This is a genomic window from Chloroflexota bacterium, from assembly GCA_035652535.1.
Taxonomy (GTDB): Bacteria; Chloroflexota; UBA6077; order UBA6077; family SHYK01; genus DASRDP01.
This window is the reverse complement of sequence record DASRDP010000154.1, coordinates 1-25,203: the sequence shown is the minus strand read 5'-3', so window position 1 is coordinate 25,203 and position 25,203 is coordinate 1. Positions and strand designations below refer to the sequence as shown.

Annotated in this window: 19 protein-coding genes and 1 pseudogene; 6 read left to right on the top strand and 14 right to left on the bottom strand. The window is 65.6% G+C overall.

Translation table 11 applies throughout. The annotated features are described in order from the left end of the window. Nucleotides 1-80: 80 nt before the first annotated feature. Nucleotides 81-1,601 (bottom strand): argininosuccinate lyase, encoded by a 1,521-nt coding sequence (gene argH, locus VFC51_19095; protein HZT09134.1) that lies wholly within the window; start codon nt 1,599-1,601, stop codon nt 81-83. A 4-nt stretch (nt 1,602-1,605) separates the two neighbouring features. Beyond that, on the bottom strand, nt 1,606-2,865 hold the full coding sequence (locus tag VFC51_19090) for an argininosuccinate synthase (protein ID HZT09133.1): 1,260 nt from the start codon (nt 2,863-2,865) through the stop codon (nt 1,606-1,608). 156 nt (nt 2,866-3,021) lie between these two features. Between VFC51_19090 and VFC51_19085 the strand changes: the two genes are divergently transcribed. Together VFC51_19085 and VFC51_19080 are read left to right on the top strand one after the other, a co-directional pair. Further along, nucleotides 3,022-4,887 carry an ABC transporter ATP-binding protein gene (locus VFC51_19085; protein HZT09132.1) on the top strand — a complete coding sequence of 622 codons (1,866 nt, stop codon included), beginning with the start codon at nt 3,022-3,024 and terminating at the stop codon, nt 4,885-4,887. Between the two features lie 16 nt (nt 4,888-4,903). After that, nucleotides 4,904-5,293: a BON domain-containing protein gene (locus tag VFC51_19080; protein ID HZT09131.1), complete on the top strand. Its 390-nt coding sequence runs from the start codon at nt 4,904-4,906 to the stop codon at nt 5,291-5,293. Nucleotides 5,294-5,296: 3 nt separating this feature from the next. On the opposite strand, the gene VFC51_19075 is transcribed toward VFC51_19080, so the two are convergent. The 8 genes and pseudogenes from VFC51_19075 to VFC51_19040 all read right to left on the bottom strand — a co-directional run bounded on the left by VFC51_19075 (nt 5,297) and on the right by VFC51_19040 (nt 15,159). Continuing rightward, nucleotides 5,297-5,635, bottom strand: a complete 339-nt coding sequence (locus VFC51_19075) for a hypothetical protein (protein ID HZT09130.1) — start codon at nt 5,633-5,635, stop codon at nt 5,297-5,299. Nucleotides 5,636-5,699: 64 nt separating this feature from the next. Next, nucleotides 5,700-8,048, bottom strand: coding sequence for a PBP1A family penicillin-binding protein (locus VFC51_19070; GenBank protein HZT09129.1), 2,349 nt, complete (start codon nt 8,046-8,048; stop codon nt 5,700-5,702). A 313-nt stretch (nt 8,049-8,361) separates the two neighbouring features. Then, nucleotides 8,362-8,817, bottom strand: a complete 456-nt coding sequence (locus VFC51_19065) for a hypothetical protein (GenBank protein ID HZT09128.1) — start codon at nt 8,815-8,817, stop codon at nt 8,362-8,364. 9 nt (nt 8,818-8,826) lie between these two features. Continuing rightward, nucleotides 8,827-8,970 (bottom strand): hypothetical protein, encoded by a 144-nt coding sequence (locus tag VFC51_19060; protein ID HZT09127.1) that lies wholly within the window; start codon nt 8,968-8,970, stop codon nt 8,827-8,829. A gap of 269 nt (nt 8,971-9,239) precedes the next feature. Continuing rightward, entirely contained in the window at nt 9,240-11,537 is a 2,298-nt protein-coding gene (locus tag VFC51_19055) for a xanthine dehydrogenase family protein molybdopterin-binding subunit (protein ID HZT09126.1), read from the bottom strand. A gap of 17 nt (nt 11,538-11,554) precedes the next feature. Continuing rightward, nucleotides 11,555-12,021, bottom strand: a pseudogene (locus tag VFC51_19050) ((2Fe-2S)-binding protein). A 46-nt stretch (nt 12,022-12,067) separates the two neighbouring features. Then, complete coding sequence (locus tag VFC51_19045) at nt 12,068-13,780, bottom strand: HAD family hydrolase (protein ID HZT09125.1); 1,713 nt, start codon at nt 13,778-13,780, stop codon at nt 12,068-12,070. A 185-nt stretch (nt 13,781-13,965) separates the two neighbouring features. Beyond that, entirely contained in the window at nt 13,966-15,159 is a 1,194-nt protein-coding gene (locus tag VFC51_19040) for a S53 family peptidase (protein ID HZT09124.1), read from the bottom strand. Nucleotides 15,160-15,478: 319 nt separating this feature from the next. On the opposite strand from VFC51_19040, the gene VFC51_19035 reads away from it, so the two are divergent. Next, on the top strand, nt 15,479-16,615 hold the full coding sequence (locus VFC51_19035) for a cupin domain-containing protein (GenBank protein ID HZT09123.1): 1,137 nt from the start codon (nt 15,479-15,481) through the stop codon (nt 16,613-16,615). A 34-nt stretch (nt 16,616-16,649) separates the two neighbouring features. Continuing rightward, the gene (locus VFC51_19030) at nt 16,650-17,819 is read left to right on the top strand and encodes a Rieske 2Fe-2S domain-containing protein (protein HZT09122.1); all 1,170 of its coding nucleotides are present in this window, start codon (nt 16,650-16,652) and stop codon (nt 17,817-17,819) included. Nucleotides 17,820-17,943: 124 nt separating this feature from the next. Here the strand turns inward: VFC51_19030 and dnaK are convergent, their stop codons facing one another. Continuing rightward, nucleotides 17,944-19,881: a molecular chaperone DnaK gene (gene dnaK / locus VFC51_19025; protein ID HZT09121.1), complete on the bottom strand. Its 1,938-nt coding sequence runs from the start codon at nt 19,879-19,881 to the stop codon at nt 17,944-17,946. A gap of 274 nt (nt 19,882-20,155) precedes the next feature. On the opposite strand from dnaK, the gene VFC51_19020 reads away from it, so the two are divergent. After that, nucleotides 20,156-20,947 carry an alpha/beta hydrolase gene (locus tag VFC51_19020; GenBank protein ID HZT09120.1) on the top strand — a complete coding sequence of 264 codons (792 nt, stop codon included), beginning with the start codon at nt 20,156-20,158 and terminating at the stop codon, nt 20,945-20,947. A 72-nt stretch (nt 20,948-21,019) separates the two neighbouring features. Next, nucleotides 21,020-22,225, top strand: coding sequence for an LLM class flavin-dependent oxidoreductase (locus tag VFC51_19015; GenBank protein ID HZT09119.1), 1,206 nt, complete (start codon nt 21,020-21,022; stop codon nt 22,223-22,225). A 611-nt stretch (nt 22,226-22,836) separates the two neighbouring features. Here VFC51_19015 and VFC51_19010 read toward each other — a convergent pair. The 3 genes from VFC51_19010 to VFC51_19000 all read right to left on the bottom strand — a co-directional run. Then, nucleotides 22,837-23,949, bottom strand: coding sequence for a trypsin-like peptidase domain-containing protein (locus tag VFC51_19010; protein ID HZT09118.1), 1,113 nt, complete (start codon nt 23,947-23,949; stop codon nt 22,837-22,839). After that, a complete protein-coding gene (locus VFC51_19005; protein HZT09117.1) occupies nt 23,946-24,290 on the bottom strand; it encodes a GlsB/YeaQ/YmgE family stress response membrane protein in 345 nt (114 codons plus the stop codon). Before VFC51_19005 ends, VFC51_19010 begins: the two co-directional genes overlap by 4 nt. Nucleotides 24,291-24,414: 124 nt before the next feature. Further along, on the bottom strand, nt 24,415-25,203 hold a 789-nt coding region (locus tag VFC51_19000), incomplete at its 5' end, for a M24 family metallopeptidase (GenBank protein ID HZT09116.1).

The following is a 25,203-nucleotide window of genomic DNA, read 5'->3' as shown; positions in this document are numbered from 1 at the left end:
ACGAAGACCTCATGGCGAATGGCCGCGCACGACGCGAACTCACGATCACTCGATGAGAGGACGACGCACGCGATCACGGGTCAGGCGAGGGGTTCCGACACCAGGGATTCGGCGGACGGCAGCTCACGACGCATGCGCGAAATGCGCGCGCGCCGGGCCGCGAGCCGCGCGGCGGCCTCTGCTTGCGCTTCCGCGATCCGGCTCGATGCCGTTCCGCCCGGGACGTCGCGCGCGTCCGCGACGGCTCGCGCGCTCATTCCGACGGCGTCGGATTCGAAGAGATGCGAAGCGCCGCGCAAGTCTTCAATCGTGAGGTCCGCGAGGTCGCATCCACGCCGCTCGCAAAGACGGACGAGGGCGCCGACCACAGCGTGGGCGTCGCGGAAGGGCAGCCCTTTTTTGGCGAGGTAATCGGCGTAGTCGGTGGCCGTCGAAAAGCCCGACGCCGCGGCCGCCTCCATCCGGTCGCGTCGCGGACGGAGGCCACGGGTCATCTCCGCCGTCAGCTCGAGGCACGAGATGGTCGTATCGACGGCGTCGAAGAGCGCCTCTTTATCCTCCTGAAGGTCTTTGTTGTATGCGAGCGGCAACCCCTTGAGGACGGTCAGCATCGCCGTCAAATGGCCGATGAGGCGGCCTGACTTGGCGCGGATCAGCTCGGCGACGTCCGGATTGCGCTTCTGCGGCATGATGCTCGACCCGGTCGCATGGGCCTCGTCGATTTGGACGAAGTCGAACTCCGCGCTCGACCAGAGGACCAACTCTTCGGCGTAACGGGAAAGGTGGATGCCCACGGTAGCCAGCGCGGCCAGATGCTCCACGACGAAGTCTCGATCGGCGACGGCGTCTATGCTGTTCCGAGAGATCGCCGCGAATCCGAGCAGCCTTGCCACTTCTGCGCGGTCGATCGGGTACGGCACGCCGGCGAGGGCGCCGCTTCCCAGGGGAAGCGTGTTCGTGCGCGCGAAGCAGTCGAAGAGCCGGTCCGCGTCGCGCTCCAGCATCTCCACATACGCGAGGAGGTGGTGGCCGAACAAAATGGGCTGCGCATGCTGGAGGTGCGTGAACCCGGGAACCAGCAGGTCGCCGTACTCCGTTGCGACGTCGAGGAACGCCTGTTGGGCATCGGAAATCGCGTCGACCTCGTCGAGGATCGCCTCGCGGCAAAAGATCCGAAGGTCTGTGGCGACCTGGTCATTTCGACTCCGCGCCATGTGCAGACGCGACGCCGGCTCGCCAATCAGCGCGCGCAGGCGATTCTCGATCCAAGAATGGATGTCCTCCCACGCGGGATCGATGTCATTGAACACGCGCGACACGCGGCGCCGACCCCCGATCCGTTCGTTCGCCGGATCTTGGGCCGCGATCTCGGCGGCGACCGTCTTCAGCCCGTGGAGGATTTGTTGGGCGTCCGCGCGTGAGAGGATCCCCTGCTTGGCCAGCATCCGACAGTGGGCGGCGCTTCCCATGATGTCCTGGCGCCAGAGTCGGTGGTCAAAGCCAATCGAGGCGCCGAACGCCTCGGCGCGCTCGCTGGCGGAGCCCTCAAACCGGCCGCCCCACATCTTGTGCAAAGACGGAGGGTCGGAGGCGCGGTCCATCAGCCTAGGGCTCGGGTTCTGAGGCGCCGGCGTGGGTGCCGGCGGAGAGGCGGAGGATCTCGTCGGATGAGCGGCCAATCCACTGAAGCTGCGCCTGAGTGCGGAGGGGCAGGCTGAAGATCCCAATGAACCCGGCGGCCGCCGCGTGGTCGAACGCGTCTTCCCTCGTATAGGTAGCCAGAGCGGGATCGTACAGCGAGTGCTGGGCCCGCCGACTCGCCACCTGCACGGTCCCCTTGTAGAGCTTGAGGCGCACCGACCCTGTGACGTAGCGCTGTGAGCTGGCCACGTAGGCGGCCAAGTCCTGGTGGAGCGCCGAGAACCACAGGCCGTTGTACACCAGATCCGCGATCTCAGCGGCCACCTTGGCCTTGAATCGCACCTGATCTTTGGAAAGGGTGAGCTTCTCCAGCTCCGCGTGGGCGGCGTGGAGAACGACCGCCGCGGGCGCCTCGTACACCTCGCGGCTCTTGATGCCGATGAGTCGATTCTCCACGTGGTCGATGCGGCCGACGCCGTGGCCGCCCGCCACGGAGTTCAGGCGAGCCACAAGATCGACGCCGCTCATCCCGACGCCGTCAAGGGCGACGGGCGTGCCCTGGTCGAATTCGATCTCGACGTACTGGGGATCGTCCGGCGCCGCGCGCGGAGACGTCGTCCAGGCGAACGCGTCCTCGGGGGGCTCGATCCAAGGGTCCTCTAGGACGCCAGCCTCGACGCTTCGTCCCCAGAGGTTTTCGTCGATGCTGTAGGGGCTATCCACAGTCACGGGAATCGGGATGTCGTGGGCCCGCGCGTACTCGATCTCCTCATCGCGGTGCATGCGGTAGTCGCGAACGGGAGCGATGATCCGCAGCGACGGATCGAGCGCCGCGACCGCCACGTCGAACCGAACCTGGTCGTTCCCCTTTCCGGTGCACCCGTGGGCCACGGAGCGCGCTCCAACCTGATGCGCGACGTCGACGAGGAGCTTTGCGATGAGCGGCCGCGCGAGGGCTGTACCGAGGGGGTAGACACCTTCGTACAGGGCCGACGCCTGAAGCGCTGGCCAGCAGAAGAACCGCACGAAAATGTCCCGCGCGTCTTCGACGAAGGCCTGGGACGCACCCGTTTTGAGGGCCTTCTGTCGGATGAAGTCCAGGTCCATCTCACCGCCCAGGTTGGCGGTGAGCGTCACCACGTCGAGGCTGTACTTCTCACGGAGCCAGGGTATCAGAACGGAAGTATCGAGGCCGCCCGAGTAGGCAAGAACAACAGTTTCCACAGCGCTCACGTGGGGTAAATTCGACTGCCACCAAGGGGGGTGGCTCCGCAGGCGGATTATACCAGGGGGTCCCGGCGCTGCTCCGGGCCGGGCGGACACCATCGGGTATGCTACCCAATGGACCCGCGACTTTCCCCTTTCCGGAGCAGCGACACGATGATGCAGGTTGGCTTCCACGGCGTATGGCACGGGCACTCACGCGAACGCCCCGCGCGCATTACCCGGCAGATGCTGCGTCGGATCGCCGCTTATTTCCGACCCTATTGGCGGCAGGGGCTGGTTGTGCTGGCCATGGTTGCCAGTATTGCCGCCCTCGGACTGATCCCGCCCCTCTTGATGCGCTCGCTCATCGACGTCGCGATTCCTGAGCGCGATATGGGCCTGTTGGTCGTGTTGGTGCTGGGAATGATTGCTGGACCTGCGCTCGGGGGGCTCCTCGGCGTCGTTCAAAACTACTTCAGCTCACAGATCAGCCAGCGCGTGATGTTCGACCTTCGCAATGATCTGTATCGGCACGTGCAGTCCCTCTCCCTGCGCTTCTTCACGTCGGTGAAGACGGGAGAGATCATGAGCCGGCTCAACAACGACGTGTCGGGCGTGAGCCGCGTCGTGGGGGACACCATCACCGAGAACATCATGCAGGTGTTTCTCCTCGTGTCCACGGTTGGGCTGATGCTGCGCATGGACGCGCGCCTTGCCCTCCTGTCGCTGGTCGTGGTTCCCATCGCCCTGCTCCCCACGCGCCGCGTGGGCGTCCGCAGGTTCGAGCTGCAGCGGGAGACGCAGCGGACGCAGGCGGACCTCTCCTCCATCATGCAGGAGACGTTGAACGTGAGCGGTTTCGTGCTGATGAAGGCGTTTGGGCAGGAGCTGCACGAGCTTCGGCGTTTTAGGCAGAAGAACGCCGAGCTGATGGACGTGCAGATCCGCTCCAGCATGCTGGGCCGGTGGTTCCGCATGATGCTGCAGGTATTCGGCGCGCTCGGACCGGCGCTCATCTATCTCGTCGGGGGGTATCTGGTCGTCAAGGACGAGCTGAGCCTCGGGACGATCGTCGCATTTGTGGCCCTACTCTCCCGCCTCTACGGCCCGATCTCCCAGCTCGCCAACGTGCACATCGAGGTAATGGGATCCCTGGCGCTCTTCGAGCGGATCTTCGAGTATCTGGATATCGAACCGGAGATCCGCGACGCGGCGGGCGCTCGCTCCCTGCCGTCGCCCATCTCTGGAGCCATCAGCTTTCGCAACGTGCAGTTCGGATACACCGCCGGGCGGCTGGCGCTGGACGACGTAAGCTTCGACGTTCGGCCGGGGGAACTGGTTGCCCTGGTAGGGCCCAGCGGGGCGGGAAAAACCACCGTCACGTACCTGATCCCGCGCTTCTACGATGTTGTGAAGGGGAGTGTGGAGGTCGACGGGTACGACGTCCGCGACGTGACCGTGGCGTCGCTCCGCGGCAACATGGGGATCGTCACGCAGGAAACCTATCTCTTCAACGCGACGGTACGCGAGAACCTTCGCTACGCACGCCCCGACGCGTCCGATGCCGAGATCATGCGTGCGTGCCGCGCGGCGAGGCTCGACGACGTCATCGCCCGGATGCCCGAGGGACTCGATACGAACGTCGGGGAGCGCGGCTATCGGATGTCCGGTGGGGAGAAGCAGCGGCTGGCCATCGCGCGCGTCCTCCTGAAGGACCCGCGCATCCTCATCCTCGATGAAGCGACGTCGTCGCTCGACTCACAAACGGAGGCGGAGATTCAGGCGGCGTTGGGCCCGCTGATGGCCGGTCGAACGACGCTCGCCATTGCCCATCGCCTCTCGACGGTGCTCGCGGCGGACCGGCTGCTCGTGATGGATGGCGGGCGGCTAGTCGAAACCGGAACACACCGCCAGCTGCTCGCTCGCGACGGCCTGTACGCGCAGCTCTACGAGATTCAGTTCAAACCGCAGCTCACCGGCGCGGCGCCTGCCGACCTGGCTCAACCGATCGCAGTCACCGGCCTAGCGGGCGGGCGGTAGATTGAAGGAGGACGACATGCACGTCGTGCGAGACGGTATTATCGGCCTCGTCCTGGGGGTAAGCGGGGGCATCGTGGCGGGATTGCTCCTGGCCCCGCGACGCCAAAGATCGTCACAGACGGGGACCGAGTTCGGCTCGGATCAAGCATCGGCGAATGTGCTGAGTCGGCTCCGGGGCGACACGGGGACCGGGCTTCTCCCGGACGAGCAGATCACGCTGCGGGTCAAACGGGAGCTCGAGCAACGGGGTCAGGTTGCTCCTCGGGTGGACGTCACGACGGTGGACCGGGTGGTCTATCTTCGCGGAAAGGAGCCGGATCCCATCCGCGCAGATGCCATTGTCGCCATCGCCCACGACGTGTCCGGCGTCGCGGACGTTATCGACGAGATCCGTCGGGAGGCCTGACCGCTAGAGGTCGCGAATAGCCTTTTCGGCTTTTTTGAACCCCTGGTCCACGAGGTCTTTCACGCCTTTCAAGAGGTCCAGCAGCACGGGCTTGAGTTCCGGCACCATCCGCTCGGCGATCCACTCGCGGGTGGCGTCGGCGGCCCGCAAGCGAGCCGTCGGATCCTGGACGCGACTCCACGCGGCCGCGGCGATTGATGCGGGCTGTCTGCGGGCCTCCTCCGCTTGGCGAGACCGTCGGATCAGATACGCGGCGATCCCGGCCGCGATCGCTGCCGCGATAATCGGAGCGACAGACGGGCCGCCTGTCTCCTCATCGATCCCGAGCTCGTCCTGCACCATCTCTCCCTCCAGTGGCCATGGCCTTCAATTGACTCTACACCGACTTTGTCGCGGCCAGCCACCGCTATTCGCCGAGGGGTGTCTCGGACGGCACCGGTGAAGGCGTTGCCGTCGCGGGGAGGGCCGTGGCGGTTGGCGACGGGAGCACGGTCCCGCTCGCGTCCGGCGTGGGCGTGGGCGAGCCGAAGGGGTCCGGTGTGGGCGTGGGGAGCATCGTTGGTAGAACCGTGGCGGGCAACACATCCCAGGGCCGGACGATCCCCGTGCGATCAGAGTAGTCCGTGGGGGCGAAGGGTCCTTCGCCTGATCCGGGCGCACGATAGGTCCGGAAGACCACGTCGTTGTAGGGCGTGTCGCGATCGGCGAGCTTGTTGGTGACGCGGTCGACCGCAATCGACCGCGCCGCGATTTTTGCCATCGCGGCCGGGCTACGCTCCTCCAGCACCCAGTCTCCATCGGAAGGGGGGCAGCTATTGGGCTTGGCGGGGTCGGGACGGCATCCGTTGGCGCGAACGATGCCGGGTGGAGGATTGAACGGCTCGATGGGCCAGTCGGCGAGCGCACCCTCCATGAACGCGTGCCAGATCAGTCCCGCCCCGGATGACCCCAGGACGAGACGCATGGGTTTGTCGTCATCCCGTCCGACCCAAACACCGGTCACCAGGCTGGGTGTGTAGCCCATCGTCCAGGAATCGCGATAGTCATCGGTCGAGCCGGTCTTCGCGGCCGCCGGCCGGTTGTTGGACAGCTTGAGGGGGCTATTCGGCCCGAACGTCTCGAGGCGCGCATCGTTGTCCGAGAGGATGCTGGTGACTTGGAAGACCAACCGCGGATCGACTATCTGCTGGCTCGATGGCTTGTGCTCGTACACGACGCGCCCGTCGGAATCGAGGATCCTCAAGATCGGCGACACGGGGACCTGGACGCCTCCGCTGGCCAGGACGGCATACGCCGATGCCAGCTCCATCAGGCGCACTTCTGCTCCGCCGAGCACAAAAGCCAGCCCGTAATTCGCCGGGTCGCCGAGGCTCACGAGCCCGAGCTTCCGCGCGAGCGCCACCGTGTCGTTCAGGCCGGCGTACTGCAGGACCTTGATGGCGGGGATGTTGAGCGAATTGCCGAGGGCGCGCCGAAGGGTGACCGGTCCTCGGAATTTGTTGTCGAAGTTCTGGGGGCGCCACAGCTTTCCCGTGCCGTCGGGAAGGGAGATCGGCTCATCCTCGACGACCGTCGCGGGCGAGAAGCCTTTGAGAAACGCCTCCAGGTAGACGATGGGCTTGATGGAGGAGCCAGGTTGGCGAAGGGTCATGGCGGCATTGACTTGCCCATTCATGGTCGTCGAGTAGTAGTCCGGGCTTCCGACCATGGCGAGGACCTCGCCCTTTTGCGGGTCGATGGCCACCAGGGCCGCGTCATTGGCGCCCTGGGCCGAGAGCGCGCTGACGTTTCGGCGGACAGAATCCTCCGCCAGGTCTTGCAGATGCGGATCGAGCGTCGTGTATACGGTGAATCCCCCGCTGGAAAGCGCCTTGGGCCCATACATGTCTTCCAGAACCGACCGCACATAGAAGACCCAATGGGGGTACCGGATGGTCGCGATATTGGATTCCGGCGACACGAACTGGAGGCGCTCCGCCTTTGCATCTTCCGCGTCCTCGGCGGTGAGGTATCCGTGGCGGACCATCAGGTCCAGAACCTCTTCCTGTCGGGCCTTGGCGGCGTCATAGTCGCGGAAGGGATCGTAGGCGGCCGGAGCCTGTGGGAGGCCGGCCAGCAGCGCCGCCTCTGCGAGGGTGAGGTCCTTGGGGTTCTTGTTGAAATAGGTGTGCGCGGCGGTGCCAATCCCGTAGGAGAGGTTCCCGAAATAGATCTCGTTGAGGTACCACTCGAGAATCTGGTCCTTGCTGTACGTCGAGGACAGCTCGACTGCGAGAAACGCCTCTTTGAGCTTACGGGCGAGCGTGTTGCTCTTGCGCTCCTCGGGCGAGAGCAGCACGTTGCGAATGAGCTGCTGCGTGATGGTGCTCGCGCCCGATACGATCGTGCCCGCCCGAAGATCCTGATACGCGGCGCGAATGATTCCGCGCGGCTCGATGCCCGGGTTGTCGTAGAACGAGGCGTCCTCGGCGGCAAGGACGGCGTCGATCACGACGGGCGGGAGGTCGGAGAGATGTACGGGTGTGCGCTTTCCACCGCTCTGATCGAGGATCTCATAGAGCAGATCGCCGTTGCGGTCCAGGATGCGCGTGGTCTTGAATGTGTCGCGCGTGTTGATCTCGCTCACCGACGGCAGATCTTCGGTGAACGTGTTGTAGAAGGAGGCGGCTGCAGCAGCGCCCACGGTGAGGAGGCTCGCGCTCACGGCGCCGACAGCCAGTGCGAAGATCATGGTCGCGGCGATCACGAACATCATGATCCCGCCGCGACCGGGGATGGCGCCCCGTCGGTGTGGAGCAACCGGGCGACGAATGCGCCGCGAAGGGGGATGCCGCTCCATAGCCTGCCGATTATACGCCGCGGTTCTGGCTCGCTCGGGCCGCGGCGGCAAGCGTTGACCGCGACTCCCTCTCAGGTGCGCTCACCGGCAGCCTTGGCGGCGGAAGCACGAGGTAACGGGCAAACCAGTTCAGCGTCTCAACGGATTCGGGCCAACGACGAATGGTGCCATAGAGGGGACCGGAGAGCCTGACTTGATTCAGGGAGCTGCGGGTGAGACCCCGAAGCCCCTATTCGACAGGTCGCCCGGGCGGGTCGCTCGGGTGTGGGCCGAATGGATCGTACCCGGCGAACTCTTTGTAGGCAGACACCATCTCTTGCTCGTCGAGCGCGGTCGGGTCCCAATCCTTGCGGATTTGCGCGCTGATCGCGCGGAAGTCACGCCGCAGATCGTCAACCGTCATTCGCCCGACGTAGTAGTACCCGTTGTAGACCCGGTAAATCGTGAGGTCGGGATACAAGATGTAATCGCGGGGCAGATCGACTCTTCGCCGGGAGGTCACTTCGAGCAGGCCCATCTGCTGTTGGGCGGTCCGATCAGCGTCGGAAAGAAAGGGAAATGTCGCACCCAGCCCAATTCGGAGCGCAGCATTTTCTCGCCACGGGTCAGTGCTGATCGCGACGACCTTGCAGTAGGATACGGCGAGCTCCTTCTGGTATTCGGTGAGGAGGCGCAACTGCACCACACATTTTGGTCAGTACCATCCACGGAAAAACATGACCGCCAGAGGGTCTCGACCAGCGGTCAGCTCCGATAGGCGAACGACCGCACCCGTATGGTCCGGAAGTGCGAGGTCAGGGAACTTCGCGCCCGGAACAAAGTCTGATAGCTTCGCCATTGGGTCCTCCGTGATCGGTTCAGGTTTCGCCCGGCCAGGTATTCACCGTTCTTCTTCAGGCCTACAAACTCCTCTTTGACGGTGGCACGTGGCGCACGGCGCCCCGCCATACCGATCCCCCAACGTGCCGGCCTGGACGAGCAGGCCAAAAGTCGCGGTCGGAAACCGTTATGCTGAGCCCGCAGGCGAAGAATCGGTGGCTTGGGTGACCGCTGATGAACGGACCCTTCACTTCGCTTGGGATGACCGTAGCCTTTCTGGCCGCGCCGCTAGCTTGGTCGAGACTGCAGGGCCTGGCGGACGCGCTCCGGTGTGAGCGGCAAGTCGGTGACGCGGATCCCCATGGCGTCCTCGAGGGCGTTCGCGATGGCGGGCGCCACCGCAATGCAGCCGGTCTCGCCGACGCCCTTGGCGCCGAAGGGTCCGTACGTCGAGGGCACTTCCACCAGCTCTACCGTGAGGTCGGGGACGTGGGGGGCCGTCGGCAGCAGATACTCCCACAAATTGGCGTTCAGGTTGGTTCCATTTTCCGAGATGATCTCTTCGGTCAGAGCATAGCCGAGCCCAAAGACGACTCCGCCCTCGATTTGTCCCTTGCAGTTGAGCGGGTTCAGGGCCCGCCCGACATCCTGGGCGGTGTAGTACTTGTCCACGCTGATCTGGCCTGTCTCCGGGTCAACGGTGATCTGCGCGACGTGGCACGCGAAGCTCGGCGCATCGACGACCTCTGCCTGGTCGTGGCCGTGCTCGCGGATCTCGCGCTCACGCGAAGCGGCGCTCGTTCCGATGATCACCCCGGCCGCCGTGGCGCCCGCTTTCGCCGCGACGTCCGCGACGGAGGTTCGACGATCGGGGTCCGCCACGACGAAAACGGTTCCATCGGCCACGTCCAGCTCCTCTTCGTCGGCCTTGAGCTGTTCCGCGGCGAGGCGGATGAGCTGCCGGCGCGCGTCTTCCGCGGCCTGGCGGACGACGTTGCCCACACGATAGGTCGTCTGGCTCCCGCCGGTCCCCTGCTCCGGCGGCGTGGCTTCGGTGTCGGCCGCGACGACGCTGACGCGCTCGACGGGAACGCCGAGGACCTCGCTGGCGACCTGGGCCACCATCGTCCACTGGCCGCCGCCCTGGTCCGCGATGCCGCTGAGCACCACGACGCTTCCGTCGACGTCGATCTTCACCGTGGCGGCGCTCTCGACCGCCGCCGCGTTCGGATGGAGCGCCCACAACCCCAGCGCTAAGCCGACGCCCTGGTTTGCCCGTTTTGGCCCGAGCGAGCGCCGCATCCACGCCCGGGCCCGTTCGATGCAGTCCTCGAGGCCGGAGTTTTGCAGCACGCCGTGGCCCGATGGCACGACGTCGCCGTCGTGGAGCGCGTTCTTCAGCCGCAGCTCGATGGGGTCCATGCGCAGCATGCGCGCGAGATGGTCGAGGTGTGACTCCGTGGCGAAGGCCGTCTGCGGTCCGCTTGGCGCGCGCACGTGGCCGGCGGGAGAAGTGTTCGTAAAAACGGATTCGGCGATGACGCGCGCGTTGGGGATTCGATAGGCGCCGATCAGGCTGGTCGCCGAATTCGCGCCGCCAGCCTGGCTGTCGTCCACGCCGCCCACGTTGTACAGCATGGAAGCGTCCATCGCGACGATCGTCCCGTCGGGCCGCACCCCCATCTTCAGCCTGATCTCGCAAGCCGCGCGCGAGGTCATGGCCGTCAGCTCTTCGACCCGCGAAAGGTGCAGACGCACCGGGCGCTTTGCCTTGCGTGCGAGCACAGCCACGATCGGCTCGATGAACGAGGCGCCTTTCCCGCCGAAGTCGCCCCCAATGACGGGCGAGATCAGACGAACGCGCGAGACCGGTACGCCGAGGCTATCCGCCACGCTCACGCGCACGCGGAACGGCGCTTTCACGCTTGCCCAGACCGTGACCTTTCCGGAGCCGTCGACCTGCGCTACCGCGGCGCGGGGCTCGGTGAAGCCCTGGCTCTGGCGGGCCGTGTGATACGTAGCCTCGTAGGTGACCAGACCCGGCTCGCGGAACGCCGCGTCGACGTCCCCGACCTCGTGCACGACTCGGTTGCGCAGATTCCCCTGGCGCACGCTGCGCGCGGTGTCAAAGTACGTGGGGAGATCCGGGTGGAGGATGGGAGCGCCCTCGGCGAGGGCTTCGCGAGCGTCGAAGACCGCGGGCAGTGGCTCGTACTCCACCTCGATGAGCTGGAGCGCTCGCTCAGCCGTTTCTTCGTCGACGGCGGCGACGGCAGCGACCGGCTCGCCCACGTAGAGGACCTTTTCCTGGGCCAGCGCGTGTCGATCTCGGAGGAAGCGCCCGATGCGCGTCGGGGAAACGTCCTGCCCGGTAGCCACGGCGAAGACGCCGGGCAGCTTTTCGGCTTCGGACGTGTCGATGGAGACGATCCGCGCGTGCGGGTGCGGGCTGCGCAGGACGCGCGCCTCCAGCATCCCCGGCAGCCGGATGTCGCCCGCGTACACGGCGGTCCCGGTCGCCTTTAGGTAAGCGTCGGGCTTCGGGACGGGTCGGCCGATGGCCTGCTGCTCAGCGATGGTTGCCACGATCTGCCTCCATTCGCCTAGGCGAGCTGCTGCGCCGCTGCCTCAATCGCTTCGAAAATCTTGACATAGCCCGTGCACCGGCACAGGTTGCCTCGAGAGCATCCGCGATCTCACCCCTGCTGGGTCGCGGGTTCTCGGTGAGAAAGGCGTGCGCCGCCATGATGAAGCCGGGCGAGCAGTAGCCGCACTGAATTGCGCCAAATTCAGCGAACGCTCGTTGAAGCGGGTGGAGCTCATCCCCGCTCGCGAGACCCTCGATCGTCAGGACGTCGCAGTGGTCGACCTGGGCCGCCAGCACGAGACACGACTTGACCGCTTTGCCGTCGAGCAGGACGGTACACACGCCACAATTGCCGGTGCGGCACCCTTCCTTGGTGCCGGTGAGGTCCATCTCGTCGCGCAGCAGGCGCTGCAGGGTCCAGAACGGCTCCACGTCGATCGTGGTGGCATGGCTGTTGAGCCGAAATGAGATGGGCGCCTTCATCCCCATCCCCTCCGCGGGAATGCCCAATTCTACACGTCCGGCTTCATCATGTCGGGTTCGTGTAGCGCGCCCGGATCGCCTCGGCGATGCGCTCACGACTCTCGTTCGGCGAGAGGGCTGTCTGCCTGGCGACCTGGTCAGATTCGGCGGCAAGGTCCGGGTCTTTGATCACGTCGCGAAACCACCGCGCGTAGTCGCCGCGGGCGAGATGGAATGCCCAGGTCTCGTCGTCGATGCCCTCGGCGATCTGCAGGAACACGAGGAGGTTCTGCGCGCGCAAGTTGAGCTTTCCCGCGGCGCCTCGGAAGTAGAAGCTGCGGTCATCGCCGACATCGCCTTCGGCGTACTTGCGCCGGTGGCGCAGGTGCTCGGCGCGAGCCTCGACTGGTCGAATACGCACCGGCGGCGCGCCTCCGCGGGCTGACCACACCCAAACGTCGCCCTCGGGCAGGCGCGAGGTTGGCAGGGCCGGGTCCGCCATGCCAACGGCATTCGCGAAGCCGTTGAGAGATTTCCCTGGATCATCCCCCACGGCCACAACCCAGTCCACAGTGGCGAGCGCGTTGCGGGCAACGTGGCTGGGCTCCACGGTGACCAACACGAGCCCCGTGAATTCTGGAGGAAAGGCCTGACTGGCGCTCTCGCGCTCCATTGGGAGTAGGTGATGCGCCTCGTCGACGACCACCCAGTGGGGCCGCCCAGTGTGGGCGCGGAGCTCCTGCAGACGTGGAAAGAGCCGGGCGAAATAGCCCGGTCGGTCCTGAAGGGCGAGCCCGGTGAGGTTGACAACCGCGCAGTGGGCAGGGCTCTGGAGGAGGTTGAGGACTTCATCTGGAGTGGGCGGCCCGTCGTTGCTTCCGAGCGCCACGGCCCGATCCACGGAGCCGTAATCACCCTCCGGATCGATCACGCAGAATTGGTATCCGCCCTCGGCGACGCCTTCGAGAAAGCCCATGGTCACTGTGGACTTTCCGCTTCCCGACGGTCCGGCGATCAGCACTGATTCCCCGTACGCGCGCACCTTGACCGCGCGGCCGTCAGCCGCGGTCCCCAGCGGGACGTCGTGGCGTTCCAGGAGATGGGCGATGGACGCCAGGTCGTCGGACAGGAGCCGCTCCGCCAGCTCGGCCACGCCTTCACCGGACCCAGCGCGCGTGACCAGGTCCGCCCGTTGTTTCACTACCGGCAGCGCGTCGGCGACGGCGATCGAGCATTCGCAGAGGCTGAGGAACGCGTGGTCGTTTTCCGCGTCGCCAATCGCGACCGTGTTGTGGGGCGAGAGCATCAGCTCGTCGAGGGCGGCGCTGAGCCCGGTGCCCTTGTTCACGGTTGGTGGGAGCACCATGACGCTGCCCTTGTTGAAGACGACCTGGTGCTCGAAGCCCAGGTCCCGGATGGCGCGAACGACGGTGGTCTCCCACGGGTGCACCGTCGCGATGATCGATGCGCCGACGCTGAGGGGTTGGACACCCAGTGCGCGGAGCCGTTCGACGAGGGCCTCCGGCGGCGCCTCCCCCAGGACCTTTTGCTCGCCGGTCGCGGGCCGGTACAGAAGGGCCCCATTCTCCGCCACGACGCGGTCGAACAGCTCGAGGTTGTGGAATACGGCTTTGAGATCGCCCAGCTCGCGACCGGTGACGAGTAAGAGCTTGCGTCCCGAGTCCTTGAGGCGGTGGAGGGCGTCGATGACGTGTGCGCTGACGGACCCCTCCCACGCGAGCGTCCCATCGTAGTCGCACGCGAGGGCGTGGTAGCGCATGAGCCTCTCCGGAAATTCGTCCCTGTCAATATCCTAGCGCGGAGCGGGGAGGCGCCGCCGTCGGGCGTGGCGTTCCAGGGCAGAGGGAGCGCCGCGCGCTTATTGTCCCGACTCAGGAACGCCATCGGCACGCTGGTCGTCCGGCGTGCCGATGGCGCTTTGGGGGCGGTGTTCTGGCGCTCGCGCTAGAAGGCCCCGGTCCCCTTCGGGGTCCCGTTCCCGGTCGGGCCGTCCCAGCCGGTGGCCCCATTGCACAGGAGGTTCCCGCAGCTCCCGTTCGAGCCGCTGGTGACGTCGTTGAGCGACGAGGTGTTGGAGTAGGTGCCACTCGTCGTGCCGCCGTTATTGGCCAGCGCGTACGCGGCCGCGATGGCGGGCGCACCGACGCTCGTGCCGCCGACTACGAACCAGCCCTTCCGCCCCTGGTAGCCGTAGCTGTCGTACACGGCCACGCCGGTGTTGGGATTTGCGTCAAACGCCACGTCGGCAACGGCGCGGTTCGCACACACGGCCGTCAACCTGGTGATGGAGCTTTGGAACCCGGGCTGCGACTCAAATGCGCTGCACCCGCTCCCCGCGCCGGACCAGACGGTCTCGCTCCAACCACGCGACGAGCTGTCTCGCGTCAGCGAGGTGCCACCCACGGCGGTCACGTTCGGGCTGGCGGCCGGCCAGATGACGCCATAGCCGCTGTCGCCGGAGCTGGCCGTGAATCGGACGCCCGATCCGGTGAAGTGCGAGTCGTAGCTCCCCTCGCTGGAGAACTCGCTCGCGCCCCAGCTATTGCTGACGACGGTGGCATGGCTGCGCGCGTAGTCCTCCGCTGCCAGGAGGTTGGCGAGCGAGTTGGAGTTTGCCTCGACGAGCAAGATGTTACAGTTCGGGCAGATGGCAGAAACCATCTGGATGTCGAGGGCCGATTCCAGCGCCCATCCAGAATTCCCCCGCGGATAGCGCGTACCGCCCGTCTGGTTCACTTTCTTGAAACACCCGTTGGCCGTGGTGCACGCTGACAGCCCGAATTGGGATCGGTATACGCCGAGGTCGTTCTCGGCCGTGGGGTTGTCGTACGCATCGACGACGGCAACGGTCACCCCGCTTCCGCCGCTCGGTGAGAGCGCGTACGCCGCCTGTAAGTCGGCAGGGCCGTATCCCGCCGGGGTCTGGGCCGCCGCGGGCGGGCCGCCGTGGCTTTCAAGCACGACGCGCGCGTGGCAGCGCGCCGTTCCCTCCTCCGCGGGACCCGGGCAAACGGGCGCGTTCGGATGGTCGGGGATCTGAGGCTGCACCGGCGGCTGCGCGAAAACGGGAAGAGCGCCCGCGAGGGCCAACACCGCCGAGCTGAATAGGGTGATCAATCGCAATCGCTGGTTTGGCATACGGGATTCCTCCCAATCTCGGGCCCTTATGGAACGGCGCGACGCCAGCAATTGTAATGCGCAGGTCCCGCAAATTCCGTGTGACGCGCGTCACTCCGCAACCTGCCGCAGTCAATTCAGCGCGGAGATGGAACAGAGGCGTCGCGGGGCGGCCGCCGCAACGGCCTGGCCGTCGTGCGAGGATCTCCGCAGGGGCTCCGACGCACCGACCTTGACGTGGACGCGTCGACTATGGTGTAGTCAGTCGCGGCCGAGTATGCCCGGCTGGACCCACCGGGCAGCCAGCGAATCAGTCGAACGCGAAAGGAGCCCCGGACGAATGGAAGCGACACAAACGGAGAGTCGTCCAGCGCAGCAGACCGCGTGGGGGCGCGGGCGCGCCTACCAGGATTGGATCGAGTCGACCGGACTCCCCATCCATCGCGGCTACTACGTCGACGACTTGCGAACGGTTGAGTTGGGCTGGTGGGCGGAGCGGCAGTGCAACGCCGCGTTCATGGAGCTGGCTGGCCAGGAGGGAGTCTCCGAGGTCCGCGTGACGGAGGTGCCGCCGGCGAAGTCGACCGCGCCCGTCCGTCTCGCGCTCGACGAGCTGGTCTACGTGGTCGAGGGCCGCGGACTCACGACCATCCGTCTTGGCGACCGGTCGCCCGTTAGCTTCGAGTGGCAGAAGCACAGTCTCTTCCGGATCCCGCGCAACTTCACCGCTGAGTTCAGTAACACGCAGGGCGATCGGGGCGCCAGGCTGCTCCACTACAACTCGCTTCCGCTCGCCATGCAGCTCATCCCCGACCCCGACTTCTTCTTTAAGAATGCGATCGAGGACCCCAGTATCGTCTATGGCGCGGGCGACGCCTTCTATTCTGAGGCGAAGGTCGTGCACCAGACGGAGACCGGCACGGGTCGACCGCGCGGCGCATACTGGATTGGGAACTTCTTCCCCGACATGCGCGCCTGGGACCAGCTCATCCCCTTCAAGGGGCGCGGGGCAGGCGGCCACGTTGTGTGGATCCGGTATCCCGGCGCGCCGGTCTGGAACCACATGTCCGTTTTCCCATCCAAGACCTACAAGAAGGCCCACCGCCACGGTCCCGGCACCTTGATCGTCATCCCCACGGGCGAGGGCTACTCGTACATGTGGCCCGAGGGCGGCGAGAAGGTCTTCATCCCGTGGCACGAGGCGAGCGTGTTCGTTCCACCGAATCGCTGGTTCCACCAGCACTTCAACGTGAGCGACTCGACGGACCGCTACCTCGCCTTCCACGCGCCCCGGGGAGCGGCCGAAACGAGCGAGCGCGTCGAGGACCTTGCCCGCGACCAGATCGAATATCCGGACGAAGATCCGATCATTCGAAATACGTTCGAGTCGGAGCTCGCCAAGCGCGGACTCAAATCCCTTATGCCCGATCAGGCATACAAGCAGCGGGACTTCGAGTGGGACTACGGAGACGAGTGACGCCCAAGATCGAACCGTCCGTCGCGGAGGACACATGCTGACACGCGAAGAGAATGAGCTTCTGACCCGCTTTGGACCAGGCACACCTGCCGGCGAGTTGCTTCGCCGGTACTGGCACCCCGTCGCATTTGCGAAGGACCTGACGGAGGATAGTCCGACACGGTTCGTTCGGATCATGGGCGAGGATCTGGTGCTCTTCAAGGACAAGAGTGGCAATGTTGGCCTTATGCAGGACCATTGCGTCCACCGCGGCGCTTCCATGCTGTACGGGCGCGTCGAGGAGCGCGGCATCGCCTGCGCGTACCATGGCTGGCTCTACGACACGAAGGGGAACTGTCTGGAGACGCCGGCCGAGCCGGCGGACAGCAAGTTCTATCTGACGGTGAAGGCGAAGGCGTACCCGGTGAAGAAGTTCATCGGGATGTACTGGGCGTACCTGGGGCCGCTGCCCGCGCCGGAGATCCCGAAGATCGACGTTTGGGTCCGCCGCGATGGGCGCCGCAAGATCGGTGTCCGCCCTCAGCTCGACTGCAACTGGCTCCAGGCCATGGAGAACTCCGCCGACTCAGCCCACCTGCAGATCCTGCACCAGTCGGCGACCGGTCGCGGAGACCCTCCCACCACAACGCGCGGATTCATCGATTCCATCGCGTCCTTCGACTACTGGGAATACCCGTTCGGCCTTATGAAGCAAGCCGTCTACCAAAATGGCAAGTCGGACACCCATCCGCTGCTCTTCCCGAACATCCTGCGCCAGGGGGACGGTACCCACATCCGGGTCCCCATCGACGATACGCACACCGTGATTTACGACGTACGCTTCGTGCCGTCGGAAGATGGCAGCCTCGTGGATGACGACGAGCCGGAGATTCGCCCGTTTCGCCCCTTCAAGGATCCGGTCGATGGCCAGTACCCGTACGCGACGTTTCGGATGGACGAGGTGCCGGCGCAGGACTACATGGCGTGGGAAACACAGGGACCGATCGCGGACCGGACGGTCGAACGACTCGCCACGTCTGATCGCGGCGTCGTCATGTACCGGCAGATGCTGTTCAGAGAGATCGAGCGCGTGCGACAGGGTCTTGATCCGATGGGCGTCGTTCGAGACCCGAACCACGACGTCATCGAGACGAACCTGGACGAATCTTTGGAGCACATGGGACTGATCGGGCCAGGACGGCGGGGACAGCTCGCGCCGGCATGATCTCGACGAAAGGGGGCTGCGCCGATCATCGGCGCAGCCCCCCGTCAGGAATGAAGCGTGCGCTCACCAGCCGCCGTTGACGGAGTTGCTGCTCGGCGGCTGGCGCTCGTGTGGCGCTCAGTCCTCAGGCGACTTCCCGGAACTCCCCCTCGACAGTCCCGTCCCCAGCGCTCGACTCGCCCTCGCTCGTCTTTCCAGCCTGCGTGCCGTATACGGCGGATCCGGCTCGTTGGAGGGCCGCCTGGAGCGCCTCGGACGCCGAGCGCACGCGGGCCACGTCGTTCTGTTCGATTGCCTGGCGAACGGCCTGGACCTGGTTCTCGATGTCGAGCCGGGCGTCGCTGGGGACGCGGTCGCCGCTCTCCCGCAGCATCCGCTCCGCCGCGTACGCCTGGCTATCCGCGTGGTTCTTCAGCTCGATCTCCTCACGCCGCCGAGCGTCCTCCGCGGCATGCTCCTGCGCGTCACGCATCATGCGCTGGATCTCCATCTCCGTAAGCCCGCTGGATGGCTGGATCACGATCTTCTGCTGCCGCCCCGTCCCCTTGTCGCGGGCGGAGACGTTCAGGATCCCGTTGGCGTCGATGTCGAACGTCACCTCGATCTGCGGCACGCCGCGCGGGGCGGGGAGAATCCCGTCCAGGATGAACCGACCGAGGCTCTTGTTCTCGCGCGCCATGGGGCGCTCACCCTGGACGACGTGGATATCCACCTGCGACTGGTTGTCCTCCGCGGTCGAGAACGTCTCCGACCTGCTGGTTGGAATCGTCGTATTGCGCGGGATCAGCGTCGTCATCACGCCGCCCTTCGTCTCTACGCCAAGGGAGAGGGGCGTGACGTCGAGGAGCAGCACGTTCTTCACTTCACCCTGCAGCACACCGGCCTGGATCGCCGCACCAACTGCCACGACTTCATCGGGATTGACGCCCTTGTGGGGCTCCTTCCCGCCGAAGAGCTTCCGCACAAAGTCTTGAACAGCCGGCATTCGGGTCTGGCCGCCGACCAGCACGACCTGGTCGATCTCGCCCGGACGAAGCTTTGCGTCGGCCAGCGCGCGCTCGACCGGCTCGCGCGTTCGCTCGATCAACCCTTCGGTGAGTTGCTCCAGCTTGGCCCGGGTGAGCGAGAGTTGCAGATGCTTGGGTCCGGATGCGGTTGCCGAGATAAAGGGGAGGTTGATCTCGGTCGTCTGGGATGATGACAGCTCCACTTTGGCCCGCTCGGCCGCCTCACGCACGCGCTGGAGCGCCATGCGATCCTGGCTGAGATCGACCCCTTCCTCGCGCTTGAACTCGGCGATGATCCAGTCGATCACGGCCCGGTCGAAGTCGTCGCCGCCCAGGAACGTGTCCCCGTTGGTGGCCAGAACCTCGATGACTCCCTCGCCAACGCGCAGGATCGATACGTCAAACGTGCCGCCGCCAAGGTCGTAGACGGCGATCACTTCGTCCACCTGCTTGTCCAGGCCGTACGCTAACGACGCAGCGGTTGGCTCGTTGACGATGCGGAGCACCTCGAGCCCGGCGATCTGACCTGCGTCCTTCGTCGCCTGGCGTTGCGCATCGTTGAAATAGGCGGGGACGGTGATAACGGCCTGCGAGATCCTCTCGCCCAGCTTGGCCTCGGCGTCCGCCTTCAGCTTCTGCAGGATCATGGCCGAGATCTCGGGAGGGCTGTACTCCTTTCCGCCCATCAGGACACGAATGTCGCCATTGGGCGCGCGCGTCACCCGGTACGGCACACGCTTCACAGCCTCTTGAACGATGGGGTCATCGAATTTGCGGCCCATGAACCGCTTGATGGAGAACACCGTGTTCTCCGGGTTGGTGACGGCCTGTCGCTTGGCGAGTCGCCCGGTCAGGCGCTCTCCAGTTTTGGGGTTGATCGCCACCATGGACGGGGTGATGCGCTCACCCTCCGAGCTTTCGAGGACGGACGGCTCGCCGCCTTCCAGCACGGCGACGGCCGAGTTTGTCGTCCCGAGATCGATGCCGATAACTTTTGCCATAGTTCCACTCCGTGGCCGCGCGCGGCGGCCACATGACGTTATGGTAATAAGCATATCAGATTACATGCAGGAGAGTTGATAGCGTTTTTATCAATAATTTCGCGAAGGGCGAGCGCGACGGCCGCGCGACCTGAGCGGACCGTCGGCTCGGCGCTACAATAGGGCGGCAGCGCACCCCGACGCATCGCGTTTCCGCGAATGTAGTGCACGCCGATCCCGCGTCGAGCGTGGATCTCGCCATCGCACGGACGCCCTCGCGGTACTGCTCCGCGGAGCGTGGGTCCGGGCGCGCCATTCGGCGCCGAACCAATGAGGTGGAGGAGGCCAATTGGAGGCGACGGCCGACAGAACCGACATGCTGCCCGTGGCCGGGGGTGAGCTGGAAATCTATCGGGGCGGCAGCGGACCGAGGGTGGTTCTGCTCCACGGCTGCTACGGTTGGTGGGGGTGGGAAGACGTTCACGAGCGCCTCGCCGGTGAGTTCACCGTGCTGGCGCCCGTGCATCCGGGCTTTGGCAGGTCCAGCCGGCTACCTGGGGTCGACTCGGTCGACGACCTCGCCTACTTTTATCTCGATCTCTTCGCCGACTGGAACGTGCTTCCCGTCAGGCTGGTGGGATTCGGGCTCGGCGGTTGGATCGCCGCCGAGGTCGCCGTTCGATGCCCGCAAGCCGTCGAACGGTTGGTGCTCGTCGACAGCGTGGGCATCAAGATCTCCGACCGCGAGACGCGGGATATCGCCGACCCGTTCATCCTGATCGGCGACGAGCAGCAGCCCATGTTTTGGCACGATCCGTCCACGCACCGTGTCCCGATACCCACCCCGACCATGCCGGAGCAAGTCCTGCAGCGAACGCTTCGCAACGCGGAAGCCGCCATGTATTACGGATGGAAGCCCTACATGCACAATCCGAAGCTTCGGCAGCGGCTCCACCGGATTGCGGCTCCGACGCTCGTCGTTTGGGGAGAAGAGGATCGCATCGTGTCGAGGAGCTACGGTCAGGCATTCGCGGAGTCCATTCCCGACGCCCGTTTCGTCGCGATCCCTGACTCGGGACACTACCCGTATCGAGAGCAGCTCGATCGATTTGCCGCGCCTGTCGTCGAATTCTTGCGCTAGGGTCGCCGGCCGGCGCGCAGCGTCGCGGCGGACGGCAGCGCCGGGGTCTCGATCTCTGTCAGGAGGGAAGCAATGCTGGCATACCATTTCACGGAAATGCCCTACCCCTATTTCCCGCCGGACGCGGAAGCCGAATACGGCACGCCTCGAGTATTGCTCCCGAACCGCTACTACGATCCCAACATCGGCGCCGACCTCTACAACCGGTATCTTGACGAGTACGTGTATGCCGATGAGCTCGGTCTCGAGATCATGCTCAACGAGCACCACCAGACAGCCACGTGCACCGATGTCGCCGTCTCGCTGTCCGCCGCGATCCTGGCCCGCCAGACGAAGCGCGCCAAGATCTGCATTCTCGGCACGCCCCTTCCTCATCGCGACAACCCCGTGCGCGTCGCCGAGGAAATCGCGATGCTGGACTGCATCAGCCACGGACGAATCATCTCCGGCTTCGTGCGCGGCGTGGGAACGGAGGTCCATCCCGCCAACACGAATCCCACGCTGACGCGCGAGCGAATGGAAGAGTCCCACGACTTGATCGTCAAGGCGTGGACCACGCGCGAGCCGTTCAACTGGGAGGGCAAGCACTGGCACTTCCGCTACGTGAACGTCTGGCCGCGGACCTACCAGCAGCCGCACCCGCCCATCTGGATCACCGGCACCTCACCCGACAACGTGCCCTGGGTCGCGGACCACCAATACGTCTTCGCAGCGTTTCTCATGGCGTACGATGACGTGAGCCGTCTCTACGACATCTATCGTCGGCGGACGGCGGAGCTCGGACTACCGGCGCCTGGCACCGAGCGATTCGCCTATCTTGCGCTCTGCCACACGGCGGAGACCGATGAGAAGGCCATGGAGCAAGGCCGCGAGCTGATGTGGTACCTGGGCCGGCGCCGCCATGCTGCTTTGACCAACCCGCCCGGGTTCAACTCCGTCAAGACCAACATGATGATGCTCGCCGGGATCGACAAGCCGCGCGGCGACACGTTCGAATCGTTGATGGCCAAGGGGATCGTGATCGCCGGCAGCCCGACCACGGTTGCGAGGCAAATCAAGGAATGGCACCGGCGGGGCGTCGGGCACTTGCTGATGATGAATCAAGCGGGCGCGCTGAGCCCGGAGATCACGCGCCGAAGCATGGAGCTGTTCGCCAAGGAGGTTTACCCGGAGCTGAAGGAGCTGGATCCTAGGCCCGCAAGCGAGGACGCCGTGGGAACCGGCCCGAGCGAACCGGCACCGGTGGTTCAGCGCCGCGTGATGGACGCCGAGGGCTGAGCAGGCCCGCGAGGGCCAATGTATCGCCGCGCCCTCAGCGCCCCGGGCGCGGGACTACGCCGCGTGGCGCTGGCGCACGTTGCTCGTCCCATAGTCGACGCGGCGGCCGCGCGAGCGCCGTCGCCGCCGGCCTCCGTTTTCACCCGACGTAACGATCGGTTTTGCAACCATTCCCGCCGGCGGAAACGCCCGCGAACACTGCAGGCATCGAAGCCAGCCCTCATCATCGACATCATCGTGCAGGTCGCCGCCACAGCTCGGACATGCGTGAAAGTACCAGCTCACTCTGTCCTCCCGTCCTTCGGCGCATCCATTGCGTCGAACGTTCAGCGAGGGCCGCGCGGGCGATGCTGAGCTTCCCCAAAAACGGCCATCGCCAAACAAGAGTGTGGCAGAGGAATGTTAAGCACCTGTTACGGGGCAGTTCACGCATTGTCAGCGTTCTGCGAGGAGTCCCACCCGCCCGGGAACGCCAAGAGGTCGAGAGTGGGGGACCGAAGGCAATCTGTCGTTCCGAGGCCGGAGGCCGAGAAATGTGTAGGTGGATGACTGCCAAAAGCCACGGATCTTTGGCTTCGCGCAGGATGGCAGGTCTATTCTCGGTCGCATCCCTAATACGCGGTCGCGTTCTGGGGCTGCCAGGTCCCCAGCGTGACGCTGACCGATTCCGTGTCTCCACCGCGGACGTACTGCACGAGCATCGCCTGCCCCGGCTCGAGTTGGTCAATGTATGCGGCGATGTCCTGGAAGCTGCGGACGGTGTGGCCGTCAAGGGCGAGAATGATGTCCGCCGTGGAGGCGTCGTTGCCCTGGACGCCACGGATGCCTGCGGCCGCAGCGGGCCCGTCGCTGGCCACCGCTGCCACGATGACGCCCTGCTTCGTCGATAGGCCAAGGGTCTGCGAGCGCGTGGGCGTGAGGGAAACGCCCGCGATGCCGAGCCACGCGTGCGTCGGCTCCTTGCCGGCCAAGAGGTCTGGCAGGTAGCGCTTCACGGTGTTGATGGGGATCGCGAACCCGATCCCCACATTGCCCTCCGATGGTCCCTCGATTTGTTCGTTGATGCCGACCACTTCGCCGTCGAGATTCAGCAGTGGGCCCCCCGAGTTGCCAGGGTTAATGGCCGCGTCCGTCTGGATCATGTTGCTGATCAGGCGCGATTCCACGCCCGGCCGACTGCGCCCGAGCGAGCTGATGATCCCCAGCGATGCCGATCGATCGAGCCCGTACGGGTTTCCGATGGCCACGACGATCTCGCCCACCTGGAGCTGGCTCGAATCGCCCAGGTTCGCGACCGTGAGGGACTGGAGCACGTCTTCCGGCGCGTTGATCTGGAGTAACGCCAGATCGTTCGCCCGGTCGGTAGCAACGACGTTCCCGACGTAGCTCGATCGGTCCGCCAGCGTGACGTCCACGTGGGTCGCATCGCTGACGACGTGCTGATTTGTGATGACGTGGCCCAGTTGGTCGACGACCACCCCCGATCCCGTTGATTCCGTCCGAACGCGGCGGCCGAGGATGTCGCGGGTTTCCGTCGAATAGGTGATGTTGACGACCGACGGACTGGCGCGCTGGTAGACGTCGATGATGGTCTGGCTGTCGCTTACCGCCGGCGACTGAACCTGCGGACGGCCTTCCTCCAGGATCGCCGCGCGCGCCGGGACGATCCACGTGGCTGGGATGAGGAGGCCGGTAACGAGCGTGACCGCGACGATGCGAATCATGGGGAGACCGCCCTGCGTTTCGAGAATACGGATGCGATCGCTGCCAGGATCAAGGCCCCGACAAACGCCTGGATCAGAGGAACGCCGAAAAGCGATGGGCCGCGTTGACCGATGAGGGCCACGCCGATCCAGCTTCCCAGAAGCCCGGCCAGCACTGCGCCCAGCCATCCCCACGGCAGCTTCCCGGGGATGACCGCATCCGCCAGCGCGCCCGCGATCCCCGCGACCAACAGGTGAAGGCCGAGGGCGATGAGCCAACCCGTCAGGAGGAGGAGGCCGGACAGGAAGAAGAGCGCGGCGATGGCGAAAAATACGAGGAGGGCCAGGACTCCGAGCGGCATGGTTGAGTCTATCGGATGGCAACGCCTCTGGCTAGCACGCGCAGTGCTCATGGCCTTGCAGGAGCGATGACAACGGAGGAGCGCTGGTTGGCTCCGCCGCTGAGACCGGCGCCCAGATTGCCCCTCAGGCCACGGAAATGACGCCGTGCGCGCGTTGGAAGAGCTTTTCGGCCCCGCTGTCGGTCACCAGGACGTCGCCGCCCCAGCTAAAGCTCACGCTCCCATCGAGAGTCGAGGCCTGCGGCTTCCAGACAAATGTATTGTTTTTCTCAACCCGCACGTCTCGGATTGACTCCCCGGAGAGCCGTGGCGTGATGATAGGACCCTCGTTGCCGTAGCCGCGGCCGTGCATCGTCAGGCCCGTCTTCATGCCGTACCGTGCGCCGAAGCCGTTGACGAAGTCGATGATCTCCGCGAATGAGGCGCCCGGCTTCAGCACGTTGAGCCCTTGCTCCCAAACGGCCCGCTGGACCTCCATGACCGGCTTCCACGCCTCCGGGACCGGTGCGAGCAGGATGGGCTGGTCTTCCTGGGCGAGCTGGCCGCCCCACACGGCGCTCACCTCGTTGGTGATGTAGTCGCCGTGCTGGAGCCGTCGGCCGATAGGCGGGTCGGTGATTCGCGGCCGCGCGCCGTCCACTGGGCCCACGTTCATCGCCCAATTGTGGTGCTCGCTCCCGAGCTCGAGAAGCCGGACGGTCACGCGCGCGTACAGCTCCGCTTCGTCGATCCCGGGCCGAGCGACGCGCGCCATCTCGTCCACGCCCGCCTCGGCGATGGCGACCGCGCGGCGAAAGGCCGCGATCTCCTCGTCACCGCGCACGTAGCGGGCGAACCCGATCACGTCCGTCGCATCCTCGAAGGTCGCGTTTGGCAGGCGCCGAACCACCTCGGTGTAGGAGCCGTAGTTCAC